This is a genomic window from Pantoea sp. MBLJ3, assembly GCF_000816655.1.
Taxonomy (GTDB): domain Bacteria; phylum Pseudomonadota; class Gammaproteobacteria; order Enterobacterales; family Enterobacteriaceae; genus Pantoea; species Pantoea eucalypti.
In genome coordinates this window covers 165,076-185,301 of the sequence record NZ_JSUT01000003.1, presented here as the reverse complement: position 1 = coordinate 185,301, position 20,226 = coordinate 165,076, and the positions used below count along the sequence as shown (strand labels likewise).

Annotated in this window: 20 protein-coding genes and 1 other annotated feature; of the genes, 9 read left to right on the top strand and 11 right to left on the bottom strand. The window is 55.7% G+C overall.

Going from position 1 to position 20,226, the window contains the following annotated elements; genetic code table 11:
- The first annotated feature begins 58 nt into the window (after positions 1-58).
- Positions 59-1,753 carry a YbaL family putative K(+) efflux transporter gene (gene ybaL / locus NP77_RS03925; RefSeq protein ID WP_039659097.1) on the top strand — a complete coding sequence of 565 codons (1,695 nt, stop codon included), beginning with the start codon at positions 59-61 and terminating at the stop codon, positions 1,751-1,753.
- Between the two features lie 223 nt (positions 1,754-1,976).
- On the opposite strand, the gene NP77_RS03920 is transcribed toward ybaL, so the two are convergent.
- The 4 genes from NP77_RS03920 to NP77_RS03905 all read right to left on the bottom strand — a co-directional run bounded on the left by NP77_RS03920 (position 1,977) and on the right by NP77_RS03905 (position 6,044).
- Positions 1,977-3,278, bottom strand: coding sequence for an inosine/guanosine kinase (locus NP77_RS03920; RefSeq protein WP_003850408.1), 1,302 nt, complete (start codon positions 3,276-3,278; stop codon positions 1,977-1,979).
- A 58-nt stretch (positions 3,279-3,336) separates the two neighbouring features.
- A complete protein-coding gene (hemH, locus tag NP77_RS03915) occupies positions 3,337-4,296 on the bottom strand; it encodes a ferrochelatase (protein ID WP_003850410.1) in 960 nt (319 codons plus the stop codon).
- Between the two features lie 113 nt (positions 4,297-4,409).
- On the bottom strand, positions 4,410-5,054 hold the full coding sequence (gene adk, locus NP77_RS03910) for an adenylate kinase (RefSeq protein ID WP_003850412.1): 645 nt from the start codon (positions 5,052-5,054) through the stop codon (positions 4,410-4,412).
- Between the two features lie 105 nt (positions 5,055-5,159).
- Positions 5,160-6,044 carry a DUF6024 family protein gene (locus NP77_RS03905; RefSeq protein ID WP_039659095.1) on the bottom strand — a complete coding sequence of 295 codons (885 nt, stop codon included), beginning with the start codon at positions 6,042-6,044 and terminating at the stop codon, positions 5,160-5,162.
- A gap of 188 nt (positions 6,045-6,232) precedes the next feature.
- Between NP77_RS03905 and NP77_RS03900 the strand changes: the two genes are divergently transcribed.
- Positions 6,233-7,102 (top strand): LysR substrate-binding domain-containing protein, encoded by an 870-nt coding sequence (locus NP77_RS03900; protein WP_003850416.1) that lies wholly within the window; start codon positions 6,233-6,235, stop codon positions 7,100-7,102.
- A 33-nt stretch (positions 7,103-7,135) separates the two neighbouring features.
- On the opposite strand, the gene htpG is transcribed toward NP77_RS03900, so the two are convergent.
- The 6 genes from htpG to NP77_RS03870 form a co-directional block, all read right to left on the bottom strand.
- The gene (gene htpG / locus NP77_RS03895; protein ID WP_008924917.1) at positions 7,136-9,010 is read right to left on the bottom strand and encodes a molecular chaperone HtpG; all 1,875 of its coding nucleotides are present in this window, start codon (positions 9,008-9,010) and stop codon (positions 7,136-7,138) included.
- Between the two features lie 100 nt (positions 9,011-9,110).
- Positions 9,111-9,716 carry a recombination mediator RecR gene (gene recR / locus NP77_RS03890; RefSeq protein ID WP_003850420.1) on the bottom strand — a complete coding sequence of 202 codons (606 nt, stop codon included), beginning with the start codon at positions 9,714-9,716 and terminating at the stop codon, positions 9,111-9,113.
- Positions 9,716-10,048, bottom strand: coding sequence for a YbaB/EbfC family nucleoid-associated protein (locus NP77_RS03885; RefSeq protein WP_003850423.1), 333 nt, complete (start codon positions 10,046-10,048; stop codon positions 9,716-9,718). The genes recR and NP77_RS03885 overlap by 1 nt, the downstream gene beginning before the upstream one ends.
- Positions 10,049-10,103: 55 nt before the next feature.
- Entirely contained in the window at positions 10,104-12,182 is a 2,079-nt protein-coding gene (dnaX, locus tag NP77_RS03880; RefSeq protein ID WP_039659093.1) for a DNA polymerase III subunit gamma/tau, read from the bottom strand.
- Positions 10,701-10,762 (bottom strand) — a sequence feature (DnaX frameshifting element). Its footprint overlaps the gene before it by 62 nt.
- A gap of 157 nt (positions 12,183-12,339) precedes the next feature.
- Positions 12,340-12,891: an adenine phosphoribosyltransferase gene (apt, locus tag NP77_RS03875; RefSeq protein ID WP_008924915.1), complete on the bottom strand. Its 552-nt coding sequence runs from the start codon at positions 12,889-12,891 to the stop codon at positions 12,340-12,342.
- Between the two features lie 144 nt (positions 12,892-13,035).
- A complete protein-coding gene (locus NP77_RS03870; RefSeq protein ID WP_003850431.1) occupies positions 13,036-13,425 on the bottom strand; it encodes a DUF454 family protein in 390 nt (129 codons plus the stop codon).
- 57 nt (positions 13,426-13,482) lie between these two features.
- Between NP77_RS03870 and priC the strand changes: the two genes are divergently transcribed.
- The 3 genes from priC to rsmS are packed head-to-tail and all read left to right on the top strand — an operon-like array spanning position 13,483 to position 14,477.
- A complete protein-coding gene (gene priC, locus NP77_RS03865) occupies positions 13,483-14,013 on the top strand; it encodes a primosomal replication protein PriC (protein ID WP_003850432.1) in 531 nt (176 codons plus the stop codon).
- Between the two features lie 57 nt (positions 14,014-14,070).
- Positions 14,071-14,316, top strand: a complete 246-nt coding sequence (locus NP77_RS03860) for a membrane protein (protein WP_008924913.1) — start codon at positions 14,071-14,073, stop codon at positions 14,314-14,316.
- Positions 14,317-14,324: 8 nt separating this feature from the next.
- Positions 14,325-14,477: a pleiotropic regulatory protein RsmS gene (rsmS, locus tag NP77_RS22760; RefSeq protein WP_003850436.1), complete on the top strand. Its 153-nt coding sequence runs from the start codon at positions 14,325-14,327 to the stop codon at positions 14,475-14,477.
- On the opposite strand, the gene acrR is transcribed toward rsmS, so the two are convergent.
- On the bottom strand, positions 14,474-15,112 hold the full coding sequence (gene acrR, locus NP77_RS03855) for a multidrug efflux transporter transcriptional repressor AcrR (RefSeq protein ID WP_003850439.1): 639 nt from the start codon (positions 15,110-15,112) through the stop codon (positions 14,474-14,476). The two genes, rsmS and acrR, sit on opposite strands and share 4 nt — an antisense overlap.
- A 142-nt stretch (positions 15,113-15,254) precedes the next feature.
- On the opposite strand from acrR, the gene NP77_RS03850 reads away from it, so the two are divergent.
- From NP77_RS03850 to ykgO, 4 genes are all read left to right on the top strand, one after another.
- Positions 15,255-16,448, top strand: coding sequence for an efflux RND transporter periplasmic adaptor subunit (locus tag NP77_RS03850; protein WP_003850440.1), 1,194 nt, complete (start codon positions 15,255-15,257; stop codon positions 16,446-16,448).
- Positions 16,449-16,464: 16 nt separating this feature from the next.
- A complete protein-coding gene (locus tag NP77_RS03845; RefSeq protein WP_003850443.1) occupies positions 16,465-19,620 on the top strand; it encodes a multidrug efflux RND transporter permease subunit AcrB in 3,156 nt (1,051 codons plus the stop codon).
- Between the two features lie 161 nt (positions 19,621-19,781).
- Positions 19,782-20,042 carry a type B 50S ribosomal protein L31 gene (locus tag NP77_RS03840; RefSeq protein WP_008924911.1) on the top strand — a complete coding sequence of 87 codons (261 nt, stop codon included), beginning with the start codon at positions 19,782-19,784 and terminating at the stop codon, positions 20,040-20,042.
- Positions 20,043-20,045: 3 nt separating this feature from the next.
- Positions 20,046-20,186 carry a type B 50S ribosomal protein L36 gene (gene ykgO / locus NP77_RS22755; protein ID WP_003850445.1) on the top strand — a complete coding sequence of 47 codons (141 nt, stop codon included), beginning with the start codon at positions 20,046-20,048 and terminating at the stop codon, positions 20,184-20,186.
- Positions 20,187-20,226: the final 40 nt, after the last annotated feature.

Sequence of the window (20,226 nt, the reverse complement as noted above, 5' to 3'; positions counted from 1 at the left end):
GATTTTGTTTTAAACTCATTTGTTACAAGCGGACACATTTGTATACAGGGAGACAGGCATGCATCACACCACACCGCTGATCACTACCATTGTCGGAGCACTGGTTCTGGCATTTCTCCTTGGGATGCTGGCAAATCGCCTGCGAATTTCTCCCCTGGTCGGCTACCTGATAGCTGGCGTGCTGGCCGGTCCCTTTACTCCCGGCTTTGTTGCAGATACGAATCTGGCCCCTGAACTGGCAGAACTCGGCGTTATCCTGCTGATGTTTGGTGTCGGCCTGCACTTCTCGATGAAAGATCTGATGTCGGTAAAGTCGATCGCCATTCCCGGTGCCATCGCACAGATCGCGGTCGCGACGTTACTGGGAATGGGATTATCGTGGACGATGGGATGGTCATGGATGACGGGCCTGGTGTTTGGTCTGTGCCTCTCTACCGCCAGTACCGTGGTGTTACTGCGCGCGTTAGAGGAGCGACAGCTGATCGACAGCCAGCGTGGACAGATAGCGATTGGCTGGTTGATCGTTGAAGATCTGGTGATGGTACTGACGCTGGTGCTGCTGCCTGCGATTGCCGGCATGATGGAACAGGGTAACGCCAGCGCCGGACTGCTGGTCTGGGACCTGCTGTGGACGATTGGCAAAGTCGCCGCCTTTATGGTGCTGATGATGGTGGTGGGACGCCGTGCTGTGCCCTGGATTCTCGCCCGCAGCGCCGCCACTGGCTCACGCGAGCTGTTTACACTGGCGGTGTTAGCACTGGCACTGGGCATCGCCTTTGGTGCGGTTGAATTCTTTGATGTGTCGTTTGCGCTGGGCGCTTTCTTCGCCGGTATGGTGCTGAACGAGTCGGAACTGAGCCACCGCGCTGCGCGCGATACCCTGCCGTTGCGCGATGCGTTTGCCGTACTGTTCTTTGTGTCGGTCGGCATGCTGTTTGACCCGTCGATTCTGATCACGCAGCCGCTGGCGGTGCTGGGCGCGCTGGTGATTATTGTTGTGGGTAAGTCAGTCGCTGCCTGGCTGCTGGTGTCGCTGCTTGGCCATTCGCGTCGTACGGCTCTGACCATTTCGGTCAGCCTGGCGCAGATTGGTGAGTTCGCCTTTATTCTGGCCGGCCTGGGTATTTCGCTGGGGCTGCTGAATGATGAGGGCCGCAATCTGGTGCTGGCCGCCGCCATCCTGTCGATTATGCTGAACCCGATTCTGTTTACCCTGCTTGAGCGTTTCCTGGCGAAAACGGAGACAATGGAAGAGCAGACGCTGGAAGAAGCAATTGAAGAAGAGAAGCAGATCCCGGTCGATTTCTGCAATCACGCCGTGATTGTGGGTTATGGTCGTGTTGGCAGCCTGATTGGCCAGAAGCTGCTTGAAGCCAATGTTCCGCTGGTGGTGGTTGAGAATTCCCGCACGCGTGTTGAAGCACTGCGCGAGCAAGGCATCAAAGCCGTGCTGGGAAATGCGGCTCGCGCGGACACCATGGAACTGGCCCGACTCGACTGCGCCCGCTGGCTGTTGCTGACCATCCCGAATGGATATGAGGCGGGAGAAGTGGTCACCGCCGCGCGTGAAAAGCATCAGAATATCGAGATTATCGCCCGCGCCCACTATGACGATGAAGTGGAGTACATCATGGAACGTGGCGCCACTCGCGTGGTGATGGGTGAGCGTGAGATTGCCAGCAGTATGCTGCAAATCCTGCAGGATGAGATGACGCAGGGCGAGGATTTACAGCCCTGCGACGTAGTGCGCTGATTAAGTCTGGCCCGTATAGCTGTGATACCGAGACGGCACAGGGAACAGGTTCAGAGCGGAAAGACGCAAAAGCCGTCATCCATGACATGCTCGGCCCGCGCCGTCCTGGCGCGGGACGCTTTCCTCTTCTGACCCTGTTCCCTGCGCGTTGAATTAATCCATTGCTGTCAGATTCACCCTCATTTAAGTTTGCAAACTGTCTGCCGCCCTGTGGCGACCCGCTTTACCGATCCCAGTAAGACTCTTCCAGACTGTCTTCCCGCTCCGGCAGGCCGCGGGTTAAACGCGGCGAATGCTGATTCAGCACCTGATAGCTGACACGGTTGGCATACTTACACACCTGCGCCAGCGACGAATAGGTCAGATACGGACGCGCATGTTTGCTGGAGTTCGGCACATTCAGGCTGTGATAGTTATTGGCGGTGATGTCATGCAGTAACGCCGCCAGCGCCCCATCACCGGCACCGTTGGTGTTCATGATCTTTTCCGGTCCACCCATGTAAGGCGCGATGTGCGAGAAAACACGCAGCGGCTGCTGGCAATCCTGCTGGCGCATTACGCGGCTGAACTCGTACTGGTTGAACTCAGCAATCGCACCCGGCAACAGCGGATGATTGGTTTTACGTTTGAACTCGTCTTCGGTGTAGCCCGCCATGTAAAGCCCAATCGGGCCGGCGGTGCAGAGCACCAGATCCACCCAATCCAGCGCCATATTGGAAGCGAGCAGTGGATCGGCTTCGCCGGTCAGCGCCAGCGCTTCCTCTTCATTCATGGCCACGATGCTGACATGATCACGCAGGAAGTCCCGCCAGAACTCAGGATTGTCGCCAATCACATGTTTGGTGCCCAGCGTCAGCACCACCGGCACGTTGTGACGTTTGGCATACTCAATCGCCCGTAACGTCGCCTGCGGCATCGGCTCACCTTCGGCGCAGCGCACCAGGTAAGAGGTCAGTACCAGGGCAGAGGCACCGGCAATCACCTCTTCCGGCACGTTATCCGGATGTAACTGGTTCATCTGGCCTGGGCTGATAGCAAACGTTCGCTCGCCATGTTCACCAATCAGCGTAAAGCAGCGGCCAATAGCGCCATCGACACCCTGCAGATAGTTGAGATCGACCCGGCTTGACGTGTTACAGAGATAACGATAGGCGTAGCCGCCAATCTGGATGTTATTGCACATAACACCCAGCAGCACCGAGCGGTCATCAGCCAGTACCGAGAAGTTATGCAGCGTGTTACCGATGGTGCCACCGGCAAACTGATGGGTGATCAGCGCTTCGCGCATCAGCTCGTTATAGAGCGCTTCCGCGACGGCATTATCGATGACCAGCGAGTGCCCGGCACTCAGGCCGTAGCGCTCAAGAAAAGCGTCATCGACTTTGGCTTCGATATCCACCAGCGTCTGGTCGATACCCACCACCCAGCTGCCGGCATCAACGTCGTGTTGTGCGGGTTGTAACAGGGGATCGCGTGCGCTGACGGGAAAGTAGTGTTTGGATTTGCGTTTGCCGGGAAATTTCATCGGGAGGTGCCGTCTGGAAAAACAGGCGGAGAATGATATCACACTCTCCGCCTGCGCTTTAACGGCGTGCGTCGACCAGTTGCGCCATCATGTCGATATGCGCCTCATCGGCGTTCAGCGCAGGGATATACTCAAACTTCTCACCACCGGCATGCATAAAGATCTCGCCGTTTTCGCCACTGATCTCCTCAAGCGTCTCCAGACAGTCAGAGGAGAAGCCCGGACTCATCACCTGAACATGCCTGATCCCTTTGGCGGGCAGGCTTTCCATGGTTTTGTCGGTGTAAGGCATCAGCCAGGGTTCACGACCAAAACGTGACTGGAAGGTCATCATGTACTGACCGTCACGCAGACCCAGCGCTTTAACCAGGGCCGCTGTGGTATCCGCACAGCGCTGCGGGTAGTCATCGCCTTCGTTGGCAAAACGCTGCGGAATGCCGTGGAACGATAACACCAGCAGATCGGGCTGACCGTGCCGCTCAAATGAGCGCTCCACCGTCGCTTTCAGCGCGGCGATATAGGCCGGATGCTCGGCATAGTCGCGAATAAACTGTACGTCAGGCAGCGAACGGTAATCTTTGAATACGGCGGTCAGACCATCCCACACTGAGGCCACAGTGGAGCAGGAGAATTGCGGGTAGAGTGGCAGCACAATCAGGCGGGTCACACCCTGCGCCATCAGCTTATCGACTGCACTTTTCAGGCTCGGGTTACCATAGCTCATGCCCAGCTCGACGGGCATATCAACACGGGCCGCCAGGGCATCGCGCTGACGCATGCTGTAAACCAGTAGCGGTGATCCCCCTTCCATCCAGACCGATGCGTAGAGTTTAGAGACGCGTGGCGAGCGAAACGGCAGAATGACAGCATTGAGAACCGGCCACCAGAGCCAGCGCGGCGCATCAACCACGCGCGGATCGCCTAAAAATTGTTTCAGATAGCGTTTAACTGCAGGTGTGGTTGGGGCGTCTGGCGTACCTAAATTTACCAATAACACGCCGGGCTTATCTTGCCTCATTGGAGTTCCTTGATGACAGCGGGGATGCGTGAAAACGGGGAAATTGTAGCGGAATTAGTGGGAGGTAAAATCGATTACTGCAAAAGGGGCCAGTAATACCGGCCCCGTTGAGCTTAGCCGAGGATCTTAGCCAGCTCAGCACTCACTTCGGTCACCTTACGGGTCCCGTCGATTTTGTGATAGGCGGTGTTGCCCGCTTCCGCTTCTTTGCTGTAGTAAGCAATCAGTGGCGCGGTCATCTGATGGTATTCCACCAGGCGCTTACGCACGGTCTCTTCCTGATCGTCTTTACGCGTGGTCAGCTCTTCGCCGGTCAGATCATCTTTGCCTTCCACTTTCGGTGGATTAAAGGTGACGTGATAAACGCGGCCAGATGGGGTGTGAACACGACGGCCCACGATGCGTTCAACGATCAGTTCGTCCGGTACGGCAAACTCCAGCACGTGATCAACCTTGATCCCGGCCTCTTTCATTGCATCTGCCTGAGGAATGGTGCGCGGGAAACCGTCCAGCAGGAAACCGTTTTTGCAGTCTTCCTGAGTGATACGCTCTTTGACCAGCGCAATCACCAGCTCATCGGTCACCAGTTTGCCAGCATCCATAATGGCTTTCGCCTGGTTGCCCAGCTCGCTGCCTGCTTTTACTGCTGCACGCAACATGTCGCCGGTGGAGATTTGCGGAATACCGTACTTCTCCATGATGAATTGGGCCTGAGTCCCCTTACCTGCGCCCGGAGCTCCGAGCAGAATAATACGCATTGCGTAAATCCCCTTGCGAATCGCATTGATCTATCTTAGAAGCGGAAGAACATACCATTATGACCCGCTCATCACAAGGAAGGGCGCGGATCGCGCAGGGTGACTTTAGCGGCTTTCTGGCCCTGACCCCGACCCGCCCGGCCTGACTGACGCTTTTTCAGATTTACCACCTGCGCTGAGCAGAAATTGCAGTCGCCGACTCAGATGATGCGTCATATTCACGCTTTTTTTGCCGCTGCCCCGCACGTTAGCATTCAGCTGCAGCCTCGCCAGCTGCGGCCATTTCACCACATCGTCCGCATCTGACAGCGCAGAGATCAGCGAGGCCGGAACATTAAAGCTGGCGAACGGCAAACCAGGCTGATGACAGGAGTTCAGCGGCAGCGGGGATGACAGGGAAAGCGCATCGACGGTGGCAGCATTGTAGGGGCGCCACAGCGGATCGTCGAAGCGGCGCAGCGCCTCGTACGTGGCGTTAAGAGTCAGTCCCTGTTCAAATAGCCGCAGTTCGCTGCGCACCAGCGTACTGAAGTCATGGGTCCGCAACGCTACGAGCACCAGATCGCTGCAGATCTCAGCGTGGCGATCCAGCCGGGTAACAAACAGATGGGATTCATCGATCAGTCTTTGATGCAGCACGCTGGCGAAGCTCTCGCTCGCCTCAGTCACGCCCTGATTCTGGCAATCCTGTAAGGGACGCACGCGGCCATTCGGCAATTCGATATGAGGAACCAGCATAATGCTGCCTGCTATCAGCGGAACCGCTGGCAGGTTACTAAGTTCGGTGATCGGATAACGCGAGGCGTAGCGCTGCTGATTACGTGCCTGCTCCTGACGCAGAAAAAGCTGAGAAAGCAGGACCTGCGCTACATGCAGTGAGGGCGCTAAGAAGAGATCGAATTGCTCCAGCCGGTAAAAGCGTGAGAGCGCCAGGCGTAACCGATGGCGCGCCTCTGCTGACGTTTCAGAGGATAAAGGGCTGTGAGCCATGGTTGTCTCGCTTCATGGAGTGTGCGGCGTGAGCGCAGGTTAAGCGAGGCGGAATATCGCTGAAAAAAACACAGATATAAGGCTGAGTCAACCCGCCAGAATTTGCTTTACAGAGTAGGTCAATGCGGCTGGACTTTAAAATGATATAAATTAACAATCCCTGTTAGGTTTCTGCACAGGAGATAGGGATGAACGGACTGCCACCACTCAGAGCGCTGCACTATTTTCACCAGGCAGCCTTACACAGCAGCTTTAGTGTGGCGGCTGAACATCTGCATGTGACCCACAGCGCCATCAGCCATCAGATTCGCCAGCTGGAGAGCTGGATGGGTAAGCCGCTGTTTGTCCGTAGTCATGGCCGCGTGAAACTGACCGCACACGGCGACCGGCTGCTTCTGAGCTGTCAGCAGGCATTCAGTGAGTTACGCAGCAGCTGCGAGACTATTCGCACCGGCCTGCTTCAGCAAATCCGCGTCTCCTGTGCTCCCAGCTTTTTGTCACAATGGCTGATCCCCCGAATCGCCAGCTTTTACCAACGCTATCCGGAGATTGAAGTTCACTTTCTGCCGCTCGCTGAGATCGCGCAACTGCGCAGCGAACATGTGGATGTACTGATCCTCAGCCATGGCGATCCACCTGAACCCGATTTAGACGCCACGCTGGTCAGCGAGGATGAGATTGGACCGCTTTGCGCACCGCATTTTGCCACGCAACTGCGGGTCGGAGAGGATCTGGTAGCACTGCCTCTGCTCCATGCAGATACCCGACGGCACGCCTGGTCAGAGTGGGCGGTCCAGACCGGAGTCAGGGGTCGCTTTAATAGCGGTAAACATTTTGAGACGCTGTCGCTGGGCATTCAGGCCGCACGAAGTGGTCTGGGTGTTCTGATGGCACCGCGTTTGCTGGTTCGCAAAGAGCTGGAAGATGGCACGCTGATCGCCCCGCTGGGCTTTGTTCCCGTGGAGCGTGCGACCTGGATGATGACGAAGCAGAGCCGTCGTCAGGATACAGAGATCCGTGTGTTTCGTGACTGGCTGCAGGAGGCCGCACAGCCATAAAAAAAGCCGGTGAAAACCACCGGCCTGTTGCCGTTATGCGGTCAGCAGCTGGTTCATGCGGCGGATAAACTGGTTTGGATCGTCCAGCGTACCGCGCTCTGCCAGCAACGCCTGATCCAGCAGCAGCTCAATCCACTCACCGAAGCGAGCTTCATCCTGCGTATCCGCAACACGTTTCACCAGCGGATGATCCGGGTTGATTTCAAACAGGTACTTCACTTCCGGCACTTCCTGTCCGGCCGCCGCAAACAGCTTCGCCATCTGCGTGGTCATCTCGTTGGCATCGGTAGTCACAATCGCTGGCGTGTCGGTCAGACGATGGGTCAGACGCACCTCTTTCACGCGTTCGCCCAGCAGATTTTTCACACGCTCAACAAATGGCTCCAGCGCTTTTTCCGCTTCTTTCTGCTCTTCGGTCTCTTCATCCGCCAGCTTGCTCAGCGACTCATCCGCTTTGCTGACCGACTGGAAGGTCTTACCGTCGAACTCAGTGAGGTAGCTCATCATCCATTCGTCGATGCGGTCAGAGAGCAGCAGCACCTCGATGCCTTTTTTGCGGAACAGCTCCAGGTGCGGGCTGCTCTTCGCAGCGGCATAGCTGTCAGCAGTGATGTAGTAAATCTTCTCCTGACCTTCCACCATGCGGCTGACGTAGTCTTCCAGTGAAATGGTCTGTGCTGAACCTTCGCTCTGGGTGGTGGCGAAGCGCAGCAGTTTCGCAATCGTTTCCTGGTTGGCGTTATCTTCCGCCGGACCCTCTTTCAGCACCAGGCCGAATTCATTCCAGAAGGTCTGGTATTTCTCGTTGTCATCTTTCGCCAGTCTTTCCAGCATCTGCAGAGTACGCTTCGTCAGCGCAGCACGCAGGCTCTGGGTCACGCGGCTATCCTGCAGGATCTCGCGGGAGACGTTGAGCGGCAGATCACTGGAGTCAATCAGACCACGCACAAAGCGCAGGTAGTTCGGCATGAACTGCTCAGCATCATCCATGATAAAGACGCGCTGCACGTAGAGTTTCAGGCCATGTTTCTGATCGCGGTTCCACATATCAAATGGCGCACGCGCCGGAATGTAGAGCAGGCTGGTGTACTCCTGCTTACCTTCCACCCGATTGTGGCTCCAGGCGACCGGATCGCTGTAGTCATGGGCGATATGTTTGTAGAACTCGTTGTACTCGTCGTCGCTGATCTCAGCTTTGTTACGGGTCCACAGCGCCTGGGCTTTGTTGATTTTCTCCCAGTGAGTTCCCTCGCCCTCTTCATCTTTGCTCTCAATCTCAACCGGCAGCGCGATGTGATCGGAATATTTGCTGATGATGCTGCGAACGCGCCATGCGTCCAGGAACTCATCTTCGCCTTCGCGCAGATGCAGCGTGATCTCAGTACCACGATCGGCTTTCTCGATCTCAGCCAGGGTATATTCACCCTCGCCCGCAGATTCCCAGAACACACCTTCATCGGCAGATGCGCCCGCAGCGCGGGTACGTACGGTGACTTTATCTGCCACGATAAAGGCAGAGTAGAAGCCCACACCGAACTGACCGATCAGCTGGCTGTCTTTAGCCTGATCGGAGCCGAGGGATTCCAGGAAGGATTTGGTGCCCGATTTGGCGATTGTGCCGAGGTTCTCAATGACCTCATCGCGACGCATACCGATACCATTGTCGCTGAGCGTGAGGGTACGGTTGTCCTTATCAACAGAGAGACGAACGCGCAGCTCGCCGTCACCTTCATACAGGCTGGAATCTGACAACGCGCGGAAACGCAGTTTGTCTGCCGCATCCGAGGCATTGGAAATCAGCTCACGCAGGAAAATCTCTTTGTTTGAATAGAGAGAATGGATCATCAGGTGCAGAAGTTGTTTTACTTCCGACTGAAAGCCACGGGTCTCTTGTCCTTTCATGGTCATTGCTACCTCAACAAAACAGGTTGAACAAACGTTGTTGAGGTTGATGTGGGGATGACGCGGGGGTTTTCAAGCCGGTGTCTTTCACAACACCGGCAAGTGATTAAAATTTAAACTTCTGTCGACCTGCCAGCGAGTGGGACAGCGTGGTGCCATCGACCATCTCCAGCTCTCCGCCCACCGGCACACCGTGCGCGATACGGCTGGCGTCAACGCCATACTGACCACAGAGTTCCGCAATGTAGTTTGCGGTCGCCTCGCCTTCCACCGTCGGATTGGTCGCGAGGATCACTTCCTGCAGCGTTTCACTCTCCAGTCGCTGTTCCAGACGATCCAGGCCGATATCTGCCGGACCAATGCCGTCGAGCGGCGACAGATGTCCCATCAGCACAAAGTAGCGGCCGCCAAACTGGCCGGTCTGCTCAATGGCGTGAATATCTGCCGGGCTTTCCACTACGCAGATTTGACCATTCTGCTGACGCCGTGGATTGGCGCAGATGGTGCAAATTTCCTGCTCGGTGAATGTCCGGCAATCAGCACAGTGACCAATCTCCGACATCGCCCGGGTCAGCGCCTGCGCCAGGCGCATACCACCGCTGCGATCGCGCTGCAGCAGCTGAAAAGCCATGCGCTGTGCCGATTTCGGCCCAACGCCGGGCAGACAGCGCAGCGACTCCATCAATGATTCAAGCAGTGGACTGGTTTGCATCAGAACGGCATCTTAAAGCCTGGTGGCAGCTGCATACCCGAAGAGACAGACGCCATCTTCTCTTTCTGGGTTTCATCAATGCGACGTGCCGCATCGTTGAACGCCGCAGCGATCAGATCTTCCAGCATATCTTTGTCATCTTCCAGCAGGCTGGGATCGACTTCCACGCGACGGCAGTTGTGCGCGCCGTTAATGGTCACTTTTACCAGGCCAGCACCCGATTCGCCGGTCACTTCAATCGCGGCGATCTCTTCCTGAACCTTGGCCATTTTGTCCTGCATCTGCTGGGCCTGTTTCATCAGGTTGCCCAATCCGCCTTTACCACCAAACATAGTTTTCTCTCTCAGCTAAGGCTACAACGCTATCGTTACGATAGCAGCAGCGTGTTCAAACAGGTCGGATACTCTCCTCATCCAGATCAGCATCGAAAAATCGCTGCAGCGTCTGGATGTGGGTATCACAGGTGATCGACTGACGCGCCTGCGCCAGTTTCTCTTCGTAAATGGCCTGACGCCACTCCAGTGGCGTCAACACCGATGAATTATCGTCTTCAACGACCGAGAGTTCAACTTTCTGCCCGGCACGCTCACTCAGTGCATCGCATAACACCTGCTGCGCCGACGGTGAATTCAGATGACGCTGACTGCTGCGTAAATGCAGGCAGACCCCGTTTTCGGTGGTCTCTTTCCAGGCATTTAATGCCAGCTGCTGCACCAGTTTTGGCAGCGGCAGGGTCGCAATCTCTGCGGCCCAGGGATCGCGCTGTTGCGCTTCTTCCGCCAGTCGCGCCGCCAGCTCAGGGGTTTTCTCATGCTCCAGCGCAGAACGCAAGGCCTTCGGCGTCGCGACCGGCTCTGCCACTTCAACCTGCTGATTAACGGCTTTCCAGCGGTACGCTTCCTCTTTTACCGGCGCGGCAGGCTCGCGATCGCGGATACGCTGCTGACTGCGCTCGGTAACCGAAGCCAGCCGCTCCAGTGCCGAGTTGGCCGGCCGCGCACCTGGCGCCGCCGGCTCACTCTTTTTTGGTTTGTTCGCTCCCTGACGCAACAACTGCGTGCGCGCCTGGAGGAGCTGGCTGGTGGAGCTTGAAAGTGGCGCTTCAGGTGCCGCATCCGGCGGCGGCGCGGGTTGCGGAGCTGCATCGGGCGCGGCCATCTGCGGCTGAGCGGCAACGTGGTGTTGCGGCGCAGGCATCGGCTGCTGAGGCTGCTGCGCCACAGGTGACGCTGTCTGAGCAGGTGACGATGTGGCGGGCTGTGCTGCCGCGTGTCGTGCGACAGGTGAAGGCCCGGAAGGTGCCGGTGCCGTCTGCGCCGGCGCGACAGGTGCCATCTGCTGGGTTAGCGCGGGACGGGCAATCGGTTCTGCCACCGCCGCTTTGGGGTGGAACGCCAGTGCGCGCAGCAGCGTCATCTCCACGCCCATGCGGCGATCGGGCGCAATCGGCAGATCTTTGCGGCCCATCAACAGCGTCTGATAATAGAGTTGCAGATCGGCGGGTGGCACCACGCGAGCCAGTTCGCGCAGTCGCAGAGCGTTGCTCTCGTCATCATCGCTGAGCGAAGCCGGCAGCAGTTGCACCATTGCAATCTGGTGCAGCAGGCGCAGCATCTCCACCAGCAACGCCTCCCATTCCACACCGCGTGAAGCCGCCTGGCTCAGCAGTGTCATGACCTGCTGACCGTCACCGTCCACCAGCGCTTCCAGTAGCCCAAGCGGCTGTTCATCATCCAGCGTGCCGAGCATGACGCTGACCGTGTTGCTGGTCACCGCGCCCTGCCCCATGGCAATCGCCTGATCGGTGAGGCTCAGCGCATCGCGCATACTGCCATCGGCGGCGCGCGCCAGCAGCTGAAGCGCCCGGGTTTCGCTCTCAATCTGTTCCTGCTTCAGCACATGCTCGAGCTGCTGGCGGATTTGATCAACATCCAGCGCTTTGAGATGGAACTGCAGGCAACGCGAAAGAATCGTCACCGGCAGTTTCTGCGGATCGGTAGTCGCCAGCAGAAACTTAACGTGTGAAGGCGGCTCTTCCAGCGTCTTTAACAGTGCATTGAAGCTGTGACGCGACAGCATATGCACTTCATCAATCAGATAGACTTTGAAGCGTCCACGGGCCGGGGCGTACTGCACGTTGTCGAGCAGATCGCGGGTGTCTTCAACCTTGGTACGCGATGCGGCGTCAATCTCGATCAGATCGACAAAGCGGCCCTGCTCAATTTCACGGCAGTTATCACACTGACCACAGGGCGTGGCGGTGATACCGGTTTCGCAGTTAAGGCCTTTGGCCAGCAGACGCGCAATGGTGGTTTTCCCCACGCCGCGGGTGCCGGAGAAGAGATAAGCATGATGGATGCGTCCCAGAGACAATCCATTCGCCAGCGCCGTCAGAACATGTTCCTGACCGACAACATCAGCAAAAGCCTGGGGACGCCATTTTCGCGCAAGTACCTGATAGCTCATGTGGATTCGACGAAGTTGGATGGAAAGATGAGCGCAGACGCTCTGCAACCCCTGTATAAGATTGCAGTAGTCTATCAGCTACGCTTTTGGCTGGCACTCGTTATCTTGACGCCAGAGGCGTGACGGCCTCGCCGGGTGGCAAGGCCGAAAGAGTGGCTTAGTGGCCGGGGAATTTGACCAGGCTGTAACTCTCAACGCCCAGGGCATTGAGACGCGATTCACCGGTCAGATCGAACAGGTTAATAATGAAAGCCGCGTCTTTCACTTCACCGCCTGCACGACGGATCAGTTTAACGGTCGCTTCAATGGTCCCACCGGTCGCCAGCAGGTCATCAACCACCAGCACCAGATCGCCCGGCTGGATGGCATCTTTGTGCAATTCCAGCTGATCGGTGCCATATTCCAGCTCATAAGCTTCACTGTAAACCTCACGCGGCAGTTTGCCGGGCTTACGCACCGGAACAAAACCGACGCCGAGGCCTAATGCCACCGGGGCACCAAACAGGAAACCGCGCGCTTCCGTACCCACCACTTTAGTGATGCCTTTATTACGGTAACGCTCAACCAGCAGCGCAATCGACGCGGCATAGGCTTTGGGATCTTCCAGCAGGCTGGTGACATCGCGGAACAGGATGCCTGGCTTAGGATAATCGGGAATACTTTTAATGCTGTTTTTAATGAATTCAAGCTGCTGCGCAGTGTCGGTCATAATGATACGCCTGGTAAAAAATTCTGTTTCGCGCAGCTTCAAAAGCGCTAATACCTGGTAAAAGGCTCAGCGGAAGTCAATTCACAAAGGGAAGCCACGCACGAAGACGCCCAAATCTAAGCAAATGACCGGCTAAATGCAACTTTATCGCGGCGACTTGGGTGCGTCCGCTGCTTCTGCCACCACCGGAATACGCCACATAAACAGCAGCAGCGCCGCCAGCATGATCAGCAGCATGATGCGTACCCAGAGCTGATGCACCAGGAAAAGCGAAAGACTAAATGTTGCGACTATCAGGCAGATAGCACGGACTTTGGCGCCCGGCGGCATTGCGCGATGCTGTTGCCAGTGGCGCAGATAGCGGCCAAATGGCGATTTCCACAGCAGCCAGTGATGGAAGCGTGGCGATGACCGCGCAAAACACCAGGCCGCAAGCAGCATGAATGGCGTGGTAGGTAATAAAGGTAATACAATGCCCAGCGTCCCCAGCACAATCGCCAGCCAGCCGAGGGTTAATAACAGAATGCGTTGCATGAATCCCGCCCAGCTCTTTCCTCATCCGACTACGTTAGCACAACCGGACGTCACGCGATGAGTGCGATCGCTTTGCAACAGCGCCTGCAACAGCTTCTGATCGACCTGCGTCAGGAGATTGCGCGTCATCCGGATGGTGAGTGCCGTATGCCACGCTTTGACTCGCAGCTTTTTCACACCAAAGGCACGCGGCTGGCAGATTACCTGCTGGAAGTGGAACAGAATTTCGCCCGACTGTGCGACAGCGTCAACGATCTGGCGCGCAGTGCCTGGCTGGCTGAACACCTGGTGGATCAGATTGCTGCCCTGCAACGCGAGGCGAGTACCCAAAAGCTGCGTACCCAACGTGAACAGCCGGTTAAGAACCCACGCGCCTCAAAATATCAGGAGTACCGTGAATTTGAACGGCGCTTACTGGCGATGATCGATCAGCGTGAACAGCGGCTGGCACTGGCCGAAACGCTGGCGGTCCAGCGTCAGCTGAAGCAGGATCTGGAAACACTAGAGGGAAGACTGGCGCGCTGTCGTCAGGCGATTCGCTCTGTCGAATGGGGCGCTTCCCTGCGCGGCGGTGAGCACAGCGAATAAAGCGCAGCGTGAGAAAAGCGCTTCTATACTGAGTGCAATTCTGCCTGGAGACGAACCATGGGTTTACTGAGCTGGCTAATTTGCGGGCTACTGCTGGGCCTGTTAAAGCGTCTGCTGATACCGGGTCGGCCCGGTGGCCTGATGGCGACCCTGACGCTGTCGATGATCGGCGCACTGATCGGCGGCTATATCGCCGCCTATTTTGAACTGGGCTCGCTGGCAACGCTGCATGCTGGCGCCCTGGGCATAGCGATTGTCGGCGCGTTACTGATGCTGCTGGTCGCGGCCCGATTACGTATTTAGGAGACAAGATGTCACTGGAAAACGCCCCTGACGACGTCAAACTGGCTGTTGATCTGATTCAGCTACTGGAAGAGCATCAATTGCCGGTTGAGACCGTGCTCTCCGCGCTGGCTATGGTGCAGCGCGATTTCGAGAACAAGCGCGATAGCCAGCCGACCTAACAGGAAGCCGTCAGCGTCGGACTGAGGCGCAGCATATCGATAAAGGCGTTGGTCAGAACGGGTGCGTCTGCGGCTAAATCAAAACTGTCCGGCGAAAACAGCCAGCTTTCCATCATACCGTTGACGTAACCGCGCATAATCAGGGCAGCCTGACGCGTGCTGAGAGTGCCCGGAAGTTGTCCGGCGTCAATGCACTGGCGCAGGACATCTTCAATTTTATCGTAGCATTCCAGCAGTAAGCTTTGTTGCATATTCTTCAGTGCTGACATTTCGCCCACAAACTCGCATTTATGGAAAATGATCTCCATCAACGCGCGTCGCTGTGGATCCTTTGCAGTCGCTTCAAAGATATAGACCAGCATTGCGCGCAACACAGAGAGTGGATCGCCAGGGTATTTTGTCTGATACTCAAGTTCCACATCGTCCAGACCCGCATCACAACGAAGCCATATTTCGTGTAATACATCGGCTTTGTTTTTGAAATGCCAGTAGATTGCCCCGCGCGTAACGCTGGCTGCGGTGGCGATATCTGCCAGTGAGGTGGCTGAGACGCCCTGCTGCGAAAAGAGAACAATAGCGGCATCAAGAATTTGATGCCGTGTTTCAAGTGCTTGCGCTTTGGTTTTTCGTGCCATAGTGGGCTTTTTTTACAAACAGGTAAGTTTACATACATTTGTGAATGTATGTACCATAGCATGACCTGCGCCTTGCCACAGCAATGGGTTTTTCATTTTGTGATCCATTGACCAATTGATACCGGACACTAGAGGTTTATTTATGAATAAAATCAGAGGATTATCGCCTCTGGCGGCCGTCCTGATGCTATCAGGCAGCTTTTTGTTAACAGGATGTGACAACAATAAATCCCAACAAGCCGCCCAGCAACCGCCAGCCGTAGGTGTTGTTACACTGAAAACGGAACCCCTTAAGATTTCAACTGAATTACCAGGCCGCACCTCGGCATACCGTGTGGCTGAAGTCCGTCCGCAGGTGTCCGGTATTATTCTGAAGCGTAACTTTATTGAAGGAAGCGACGTTAAAGCAGGTCAGTCTCTCTATCAGATCGATCCGGCTACCTATCAGGCAGCCTATGACAGCGCCAAAGGTGATTTAACGCAGGCGCAGGCTAACGCACATATCGCTCAGCTGACCGTCAAACGTTATAAACCTCTGCTCGGCACCAAATATATCAGTCAGCAGGATTATGACACCGCTGTTGCTACAGCCGCGCAAAACGAGGCTGCAGTTCAGGTAGCAAAAGCCAATGTCGAAACGGCCCGCATTAATCTGGCTTACACCAAAGTCACCTCGCCTATCAGTGGCCGCATCGGTAAATCGTCGGTAACGGAAGGTGCGCTGGTACAAAGCGCACAAACCACCGCACTGGCCACCGTGCAGCAACTTGATCCCATGTATGTCGACGTCACCCAGTCGAGCGAAGATTTTATGCGCTTACGTTCAGAACTGGAGTCGGGTCAGCTGAAGCAGAGCGAGGGCAAAGCCAACGTGACACTGCTGATGCAGAACGGCAGCAGCTATCCACAGCCTGGTACGCTGGAGTTCTCTGACGTCACCGTTGATGAAACCACCGGTTCTATCACCCTGCGCGCCATTGTCCCGAACCCGAACCATACCCTGTTACCGGGCATGTTTGTTCGTGCGCGTCTGGATGAAGGCACCAATCCTGATGCATTGCTGGTTCCGCAACAGGCGGTAACCCGTACCCCAACGGGTCAGGCAACGGTCATGGTCGTGGGTGCAGATAACAAAGTTGAAGCGCGTCAGGTCACCACCTCTCAGGCGATTGGCGACAAATGGTTAGTCACTGACGGTGTTAAAGCGGGTGAACGTGTGATCAGCACCGGTCTGCAGCGTGCCAAGCCGGGCGCACAGGTGACCCCACAAGAAGTCTCAGACGATGCGAAAGCGGCACCCGATTCAAAGCCGCAGTCTGACAAGTCACCGTCATAACAGGAGCCGTTGATTCATGGCTAAGTTCTTTATCGATCGACCCATCTTTGCGTGGGTGCTTGCCATCATCATCATGCTGGTCGGTGCGCTGTCGATTCTCAAACTTCCGATCGAGCAATATCCCAATGTTGCCCCGCCGGCGATTGAGATTCAGGCCACCTACCCTGGTGCGGATGCTAAAACGCTGCAGGACTCGGTGACCCAGGTTATCGAACAAAACATGAACGGTATCGATGGACTGATGTATATGTCCTCGAGCAGCGATTCATCCGGTACGCTGACCCTGACCATCTCCTTTGAGTCGGGTACAGATGCAGATATCGCGCAGGTTCAGGTGCAGAACAAACTGCAGCTGGCGACGCCGCTGCTGCCGCAGGAAGTGCAGCAACAGGGGATTCAGGTTAAGAAATCGTCCAGTAGCTTCCTGATGGTTGCGGGCTTCATCAGCGACGATGACAACATGACGCAGAATGACATTTCTGACTTTATTTCGTCATCAATCAAAGATCCGATCAGCCGTACCAAAGGCGTGGGTGATACCCAGGTATTTGGTGCGCAGTACGCGATGCGTATCTGGATGGATCCGCACAAGCTGAACAACTACAACCTGACGCCGGTTGATGTGATCAGTGCGCTGAACACTCAGAACACCCAGGTCGCTGCCGGTCAGTTAGGTGGTACGCCGCCGGTGCCAGGACAGCAGCTCAACGCCTCAATCATTGCGCAAACCCGTCTGACCTCAACGGATGAGTTCGGCAAAATCCTGCTCAAAGTGAACGAAGATGGTTCTCAGGTTCGTCTGCGTGATGTGGCAAGGATTGAACTCGGTGCAGAAAACTACGAAATCGTTGCCCGTTATAATGGCAAGCCTGCGTCCGGTATCGGTATCAAGCTGGCCACCGGTGCGAATGCGCTGGATACCGCCAATGCGGTGAAAGAAGAACTGGCCAAATTACAGCCGACCTTCCCGGCCGGATTGAAAGTGGTCTATCCGTATGACACCACACCTTTCGTTAAGATCTCGATTTTCGAAGTGGTGAAAACGCTGATCGAAGCGATTGTGCTGGTGTTCCTGGTGATGTATCTGTTTCTGCAGAACTTCCGCGCCACGCTCATTCCGACTATCGCTGTGCCCGTGGTACTGCTGGGTACGTTTGCCGTTATCAACGCATTTGGTTATTCGATAAACACCCTGACGATGTTCGGGATGGTGCTGGCCATCGGCTTGCTGGTGGATGACGCCATCGTGGTGGTTGAGAACGTTGAGCGCGTGATGGCGGAAGAAGGATTACCGCCAAAAGAAGCAACGAAGCGTTCAATGGAGCAGATTCAGGGCGCACTTGTCGGTATCGCGCTGGTACTGGCCGCTGTATTTATTCCGATGGCGTTCTTTGGTGGCTCGACCGGCGTTATCTATCGCCAGTTCTCCATTACTATCGTTTCGGCGATGGCGCTATCGGTGCTGGTCGCCTTTATTCTGACGCCGGCACTCTGTGCCACCATGCTGAAACCGATCAAAAAAGGCGATCACGGGAAAACCACCGGTTTCTTCGGCTGGTTCAACCGTATATTCGACAAAAGCACCAGTCACTATGTGGATGGTGTCGGCCACATGGTTCGCAGTACGGGTCGCTACATGCTGATCTATCTGGTCATCGTGGTCGGAATGGCGTTTCTGTTTATGCGACTGCCCTCTTCATTCTTACCGGAAGAGGATCAGGGTCTGCTGCTGGCTCAGGCGCAGCTGCCTGCAGGCGCAACGCAGGAGCGTACTCAGAAAGTGCTGGATCAGGTCACGGACTACTTCCTGACGCAGGAGAAAGACACGGTTAAATCGGTGTTCACCGTTAACGGCTTCGGCTTTGCTGGTCGTGGACAGAATACCGGTATCGCCTTCGTCAGTCTCAAGCCGTGGGATGAGCGTACCGGCGCAGACATGAAAGTTCCGGCGATTGCTGGCCGCGCCATGAAGGCGCTGGGCGCAATCAAAGATGCGATGGTCATTCCGTTCAACCTGCCCGCTATCATTGAACTGGGTAACGCGACTGGCTTCGATTTTGAGCTCATCGATCAGAATAACCTGGGTCACGATAAGCTGACGGAAGCGCGTAATCAGCTGTTTGGTATGATTGCACAGCATCCTGATACGCTGGTTGGCGTGCGCCCGAACGGTATGGAAGATACACCGCAGTACAAGCTGACCATCGATCAGGAAAAAGCGCAGGCACTGGGCGTATCACTCAGTGATATCAACACTACGCTGGCGGCTTCCTGGGGTGGCTCTTACGTGAACGACTTCATTGACCGCGGTCGTGTGAAAAAAGTTTACGTGATGGGTAAAGCGGACTCCCGCATGTTGCCGGACGACATTGGTAAATGGTTCGTGCGCAACAGCAGTGGAACCATGGTGCCCTTCTCTGCCTTCTCGTCAGCGAAATGGCAGTATGGTTCACCGCGCCTTGAGCGTTACAACGGCCTGCCTGCGATGGAAATCCTGGGACAGGCAGCTCCCGGTAAAAGTTCGGGTGCGGCAATGGATCTGATGGAAGAGCTGGCGGCGAAACTGCCTGCCGGTATCGGCTATGACTGGACTGGCATGTCCTATCAGGAACGCTTATCCGGTAATCAGGCCCCTGCGCTCTATGCTATCTCGCTGATTGTGGTCTTCCTGTGTCTCGCCGCACTGTACGAGAGCTGGTCGATTCCCTTCTCGGTTATGCTGGTTGTCCCGCTCGGGGTCATTGGTGCACTGCTCTTTACCACTCTGCGTGGCTTAAGCAATGACGTCTACTTTGTTGTCGGGTTACTGACCACCATCGGCCTGTCGACCAAGAACGCCATCCTTATTGTCGAATTTGCTAAAGATTTGATGGATAAAGAGGGCAAAGGGCTGATTGAAGCTGCGCTGGAAGCGTGTCGTATGCGTCTGCGTCCTATCCTGATGACGTCACTGGCGTTTATTCTCGGGGTGCTGCCGCTGGCGATCAGTACCGGTGCTGGCTCCGGTTCGCAGAACGCGGTAGGTACAGGCGTAATCGGTGGTATGGTTACCGCGACCATCCTGGCGATCTTCTTTGTGCCGGTGTTCTTTGTGGTGGTACGCCGCCGCTTTGGCAAGAAAAAAGAAGAATCAGCGAACAGTCATCCGGTTGAACATAACCAGACTCACTAAGCTGTAAATCATCTGAGGCCGCGCAAGCGGCCTTTTTTATGCCTGCGATTCTGTCCCTGCTCTTTGCAGATCCTCTGCTTTTAATAACGCGCTGGCAGTTGCAATGCTGAAAAGTGCGGCGCATAATAATGTTATATTATAACATTACATAGGCGTGCATTATGAAAGCGAATATTCATCCTCACTATCGTCACGTGGTCTTCCATGACACATCCGCGGATGTGTGGTTCAAAATCGGATCCACCATTAAAACCGATCGCACAGTTGAGTTCGAAGGCGAAACACTGCCCTACGTCACTCTGGACGTGTCATCCGCCTCGCATGTTTTCTACACCGGCAAACAGAAAGATTTTGCTAAAGAAGGCAGCACCGCACGCTTTAACCAGCGTTTCGGTTCTTTCCTGGCCGCAAAGAAGAGGTAACTCATGAAGGTATTAAGCTCTCTGCGCTCCGCCAAAAATCGCCATCGGGATTGCAAAGTGGTGCGCAGGAAAGGACGTGTTTACGTCATCTGTAAAACAAATCCACGCTTTAAGGCTGTACAGGGAAGGAAGAAGAAACGCTAGTTTGTGTCGTGATGACTGGCCGGGCTCGCCCGGCCTTTTT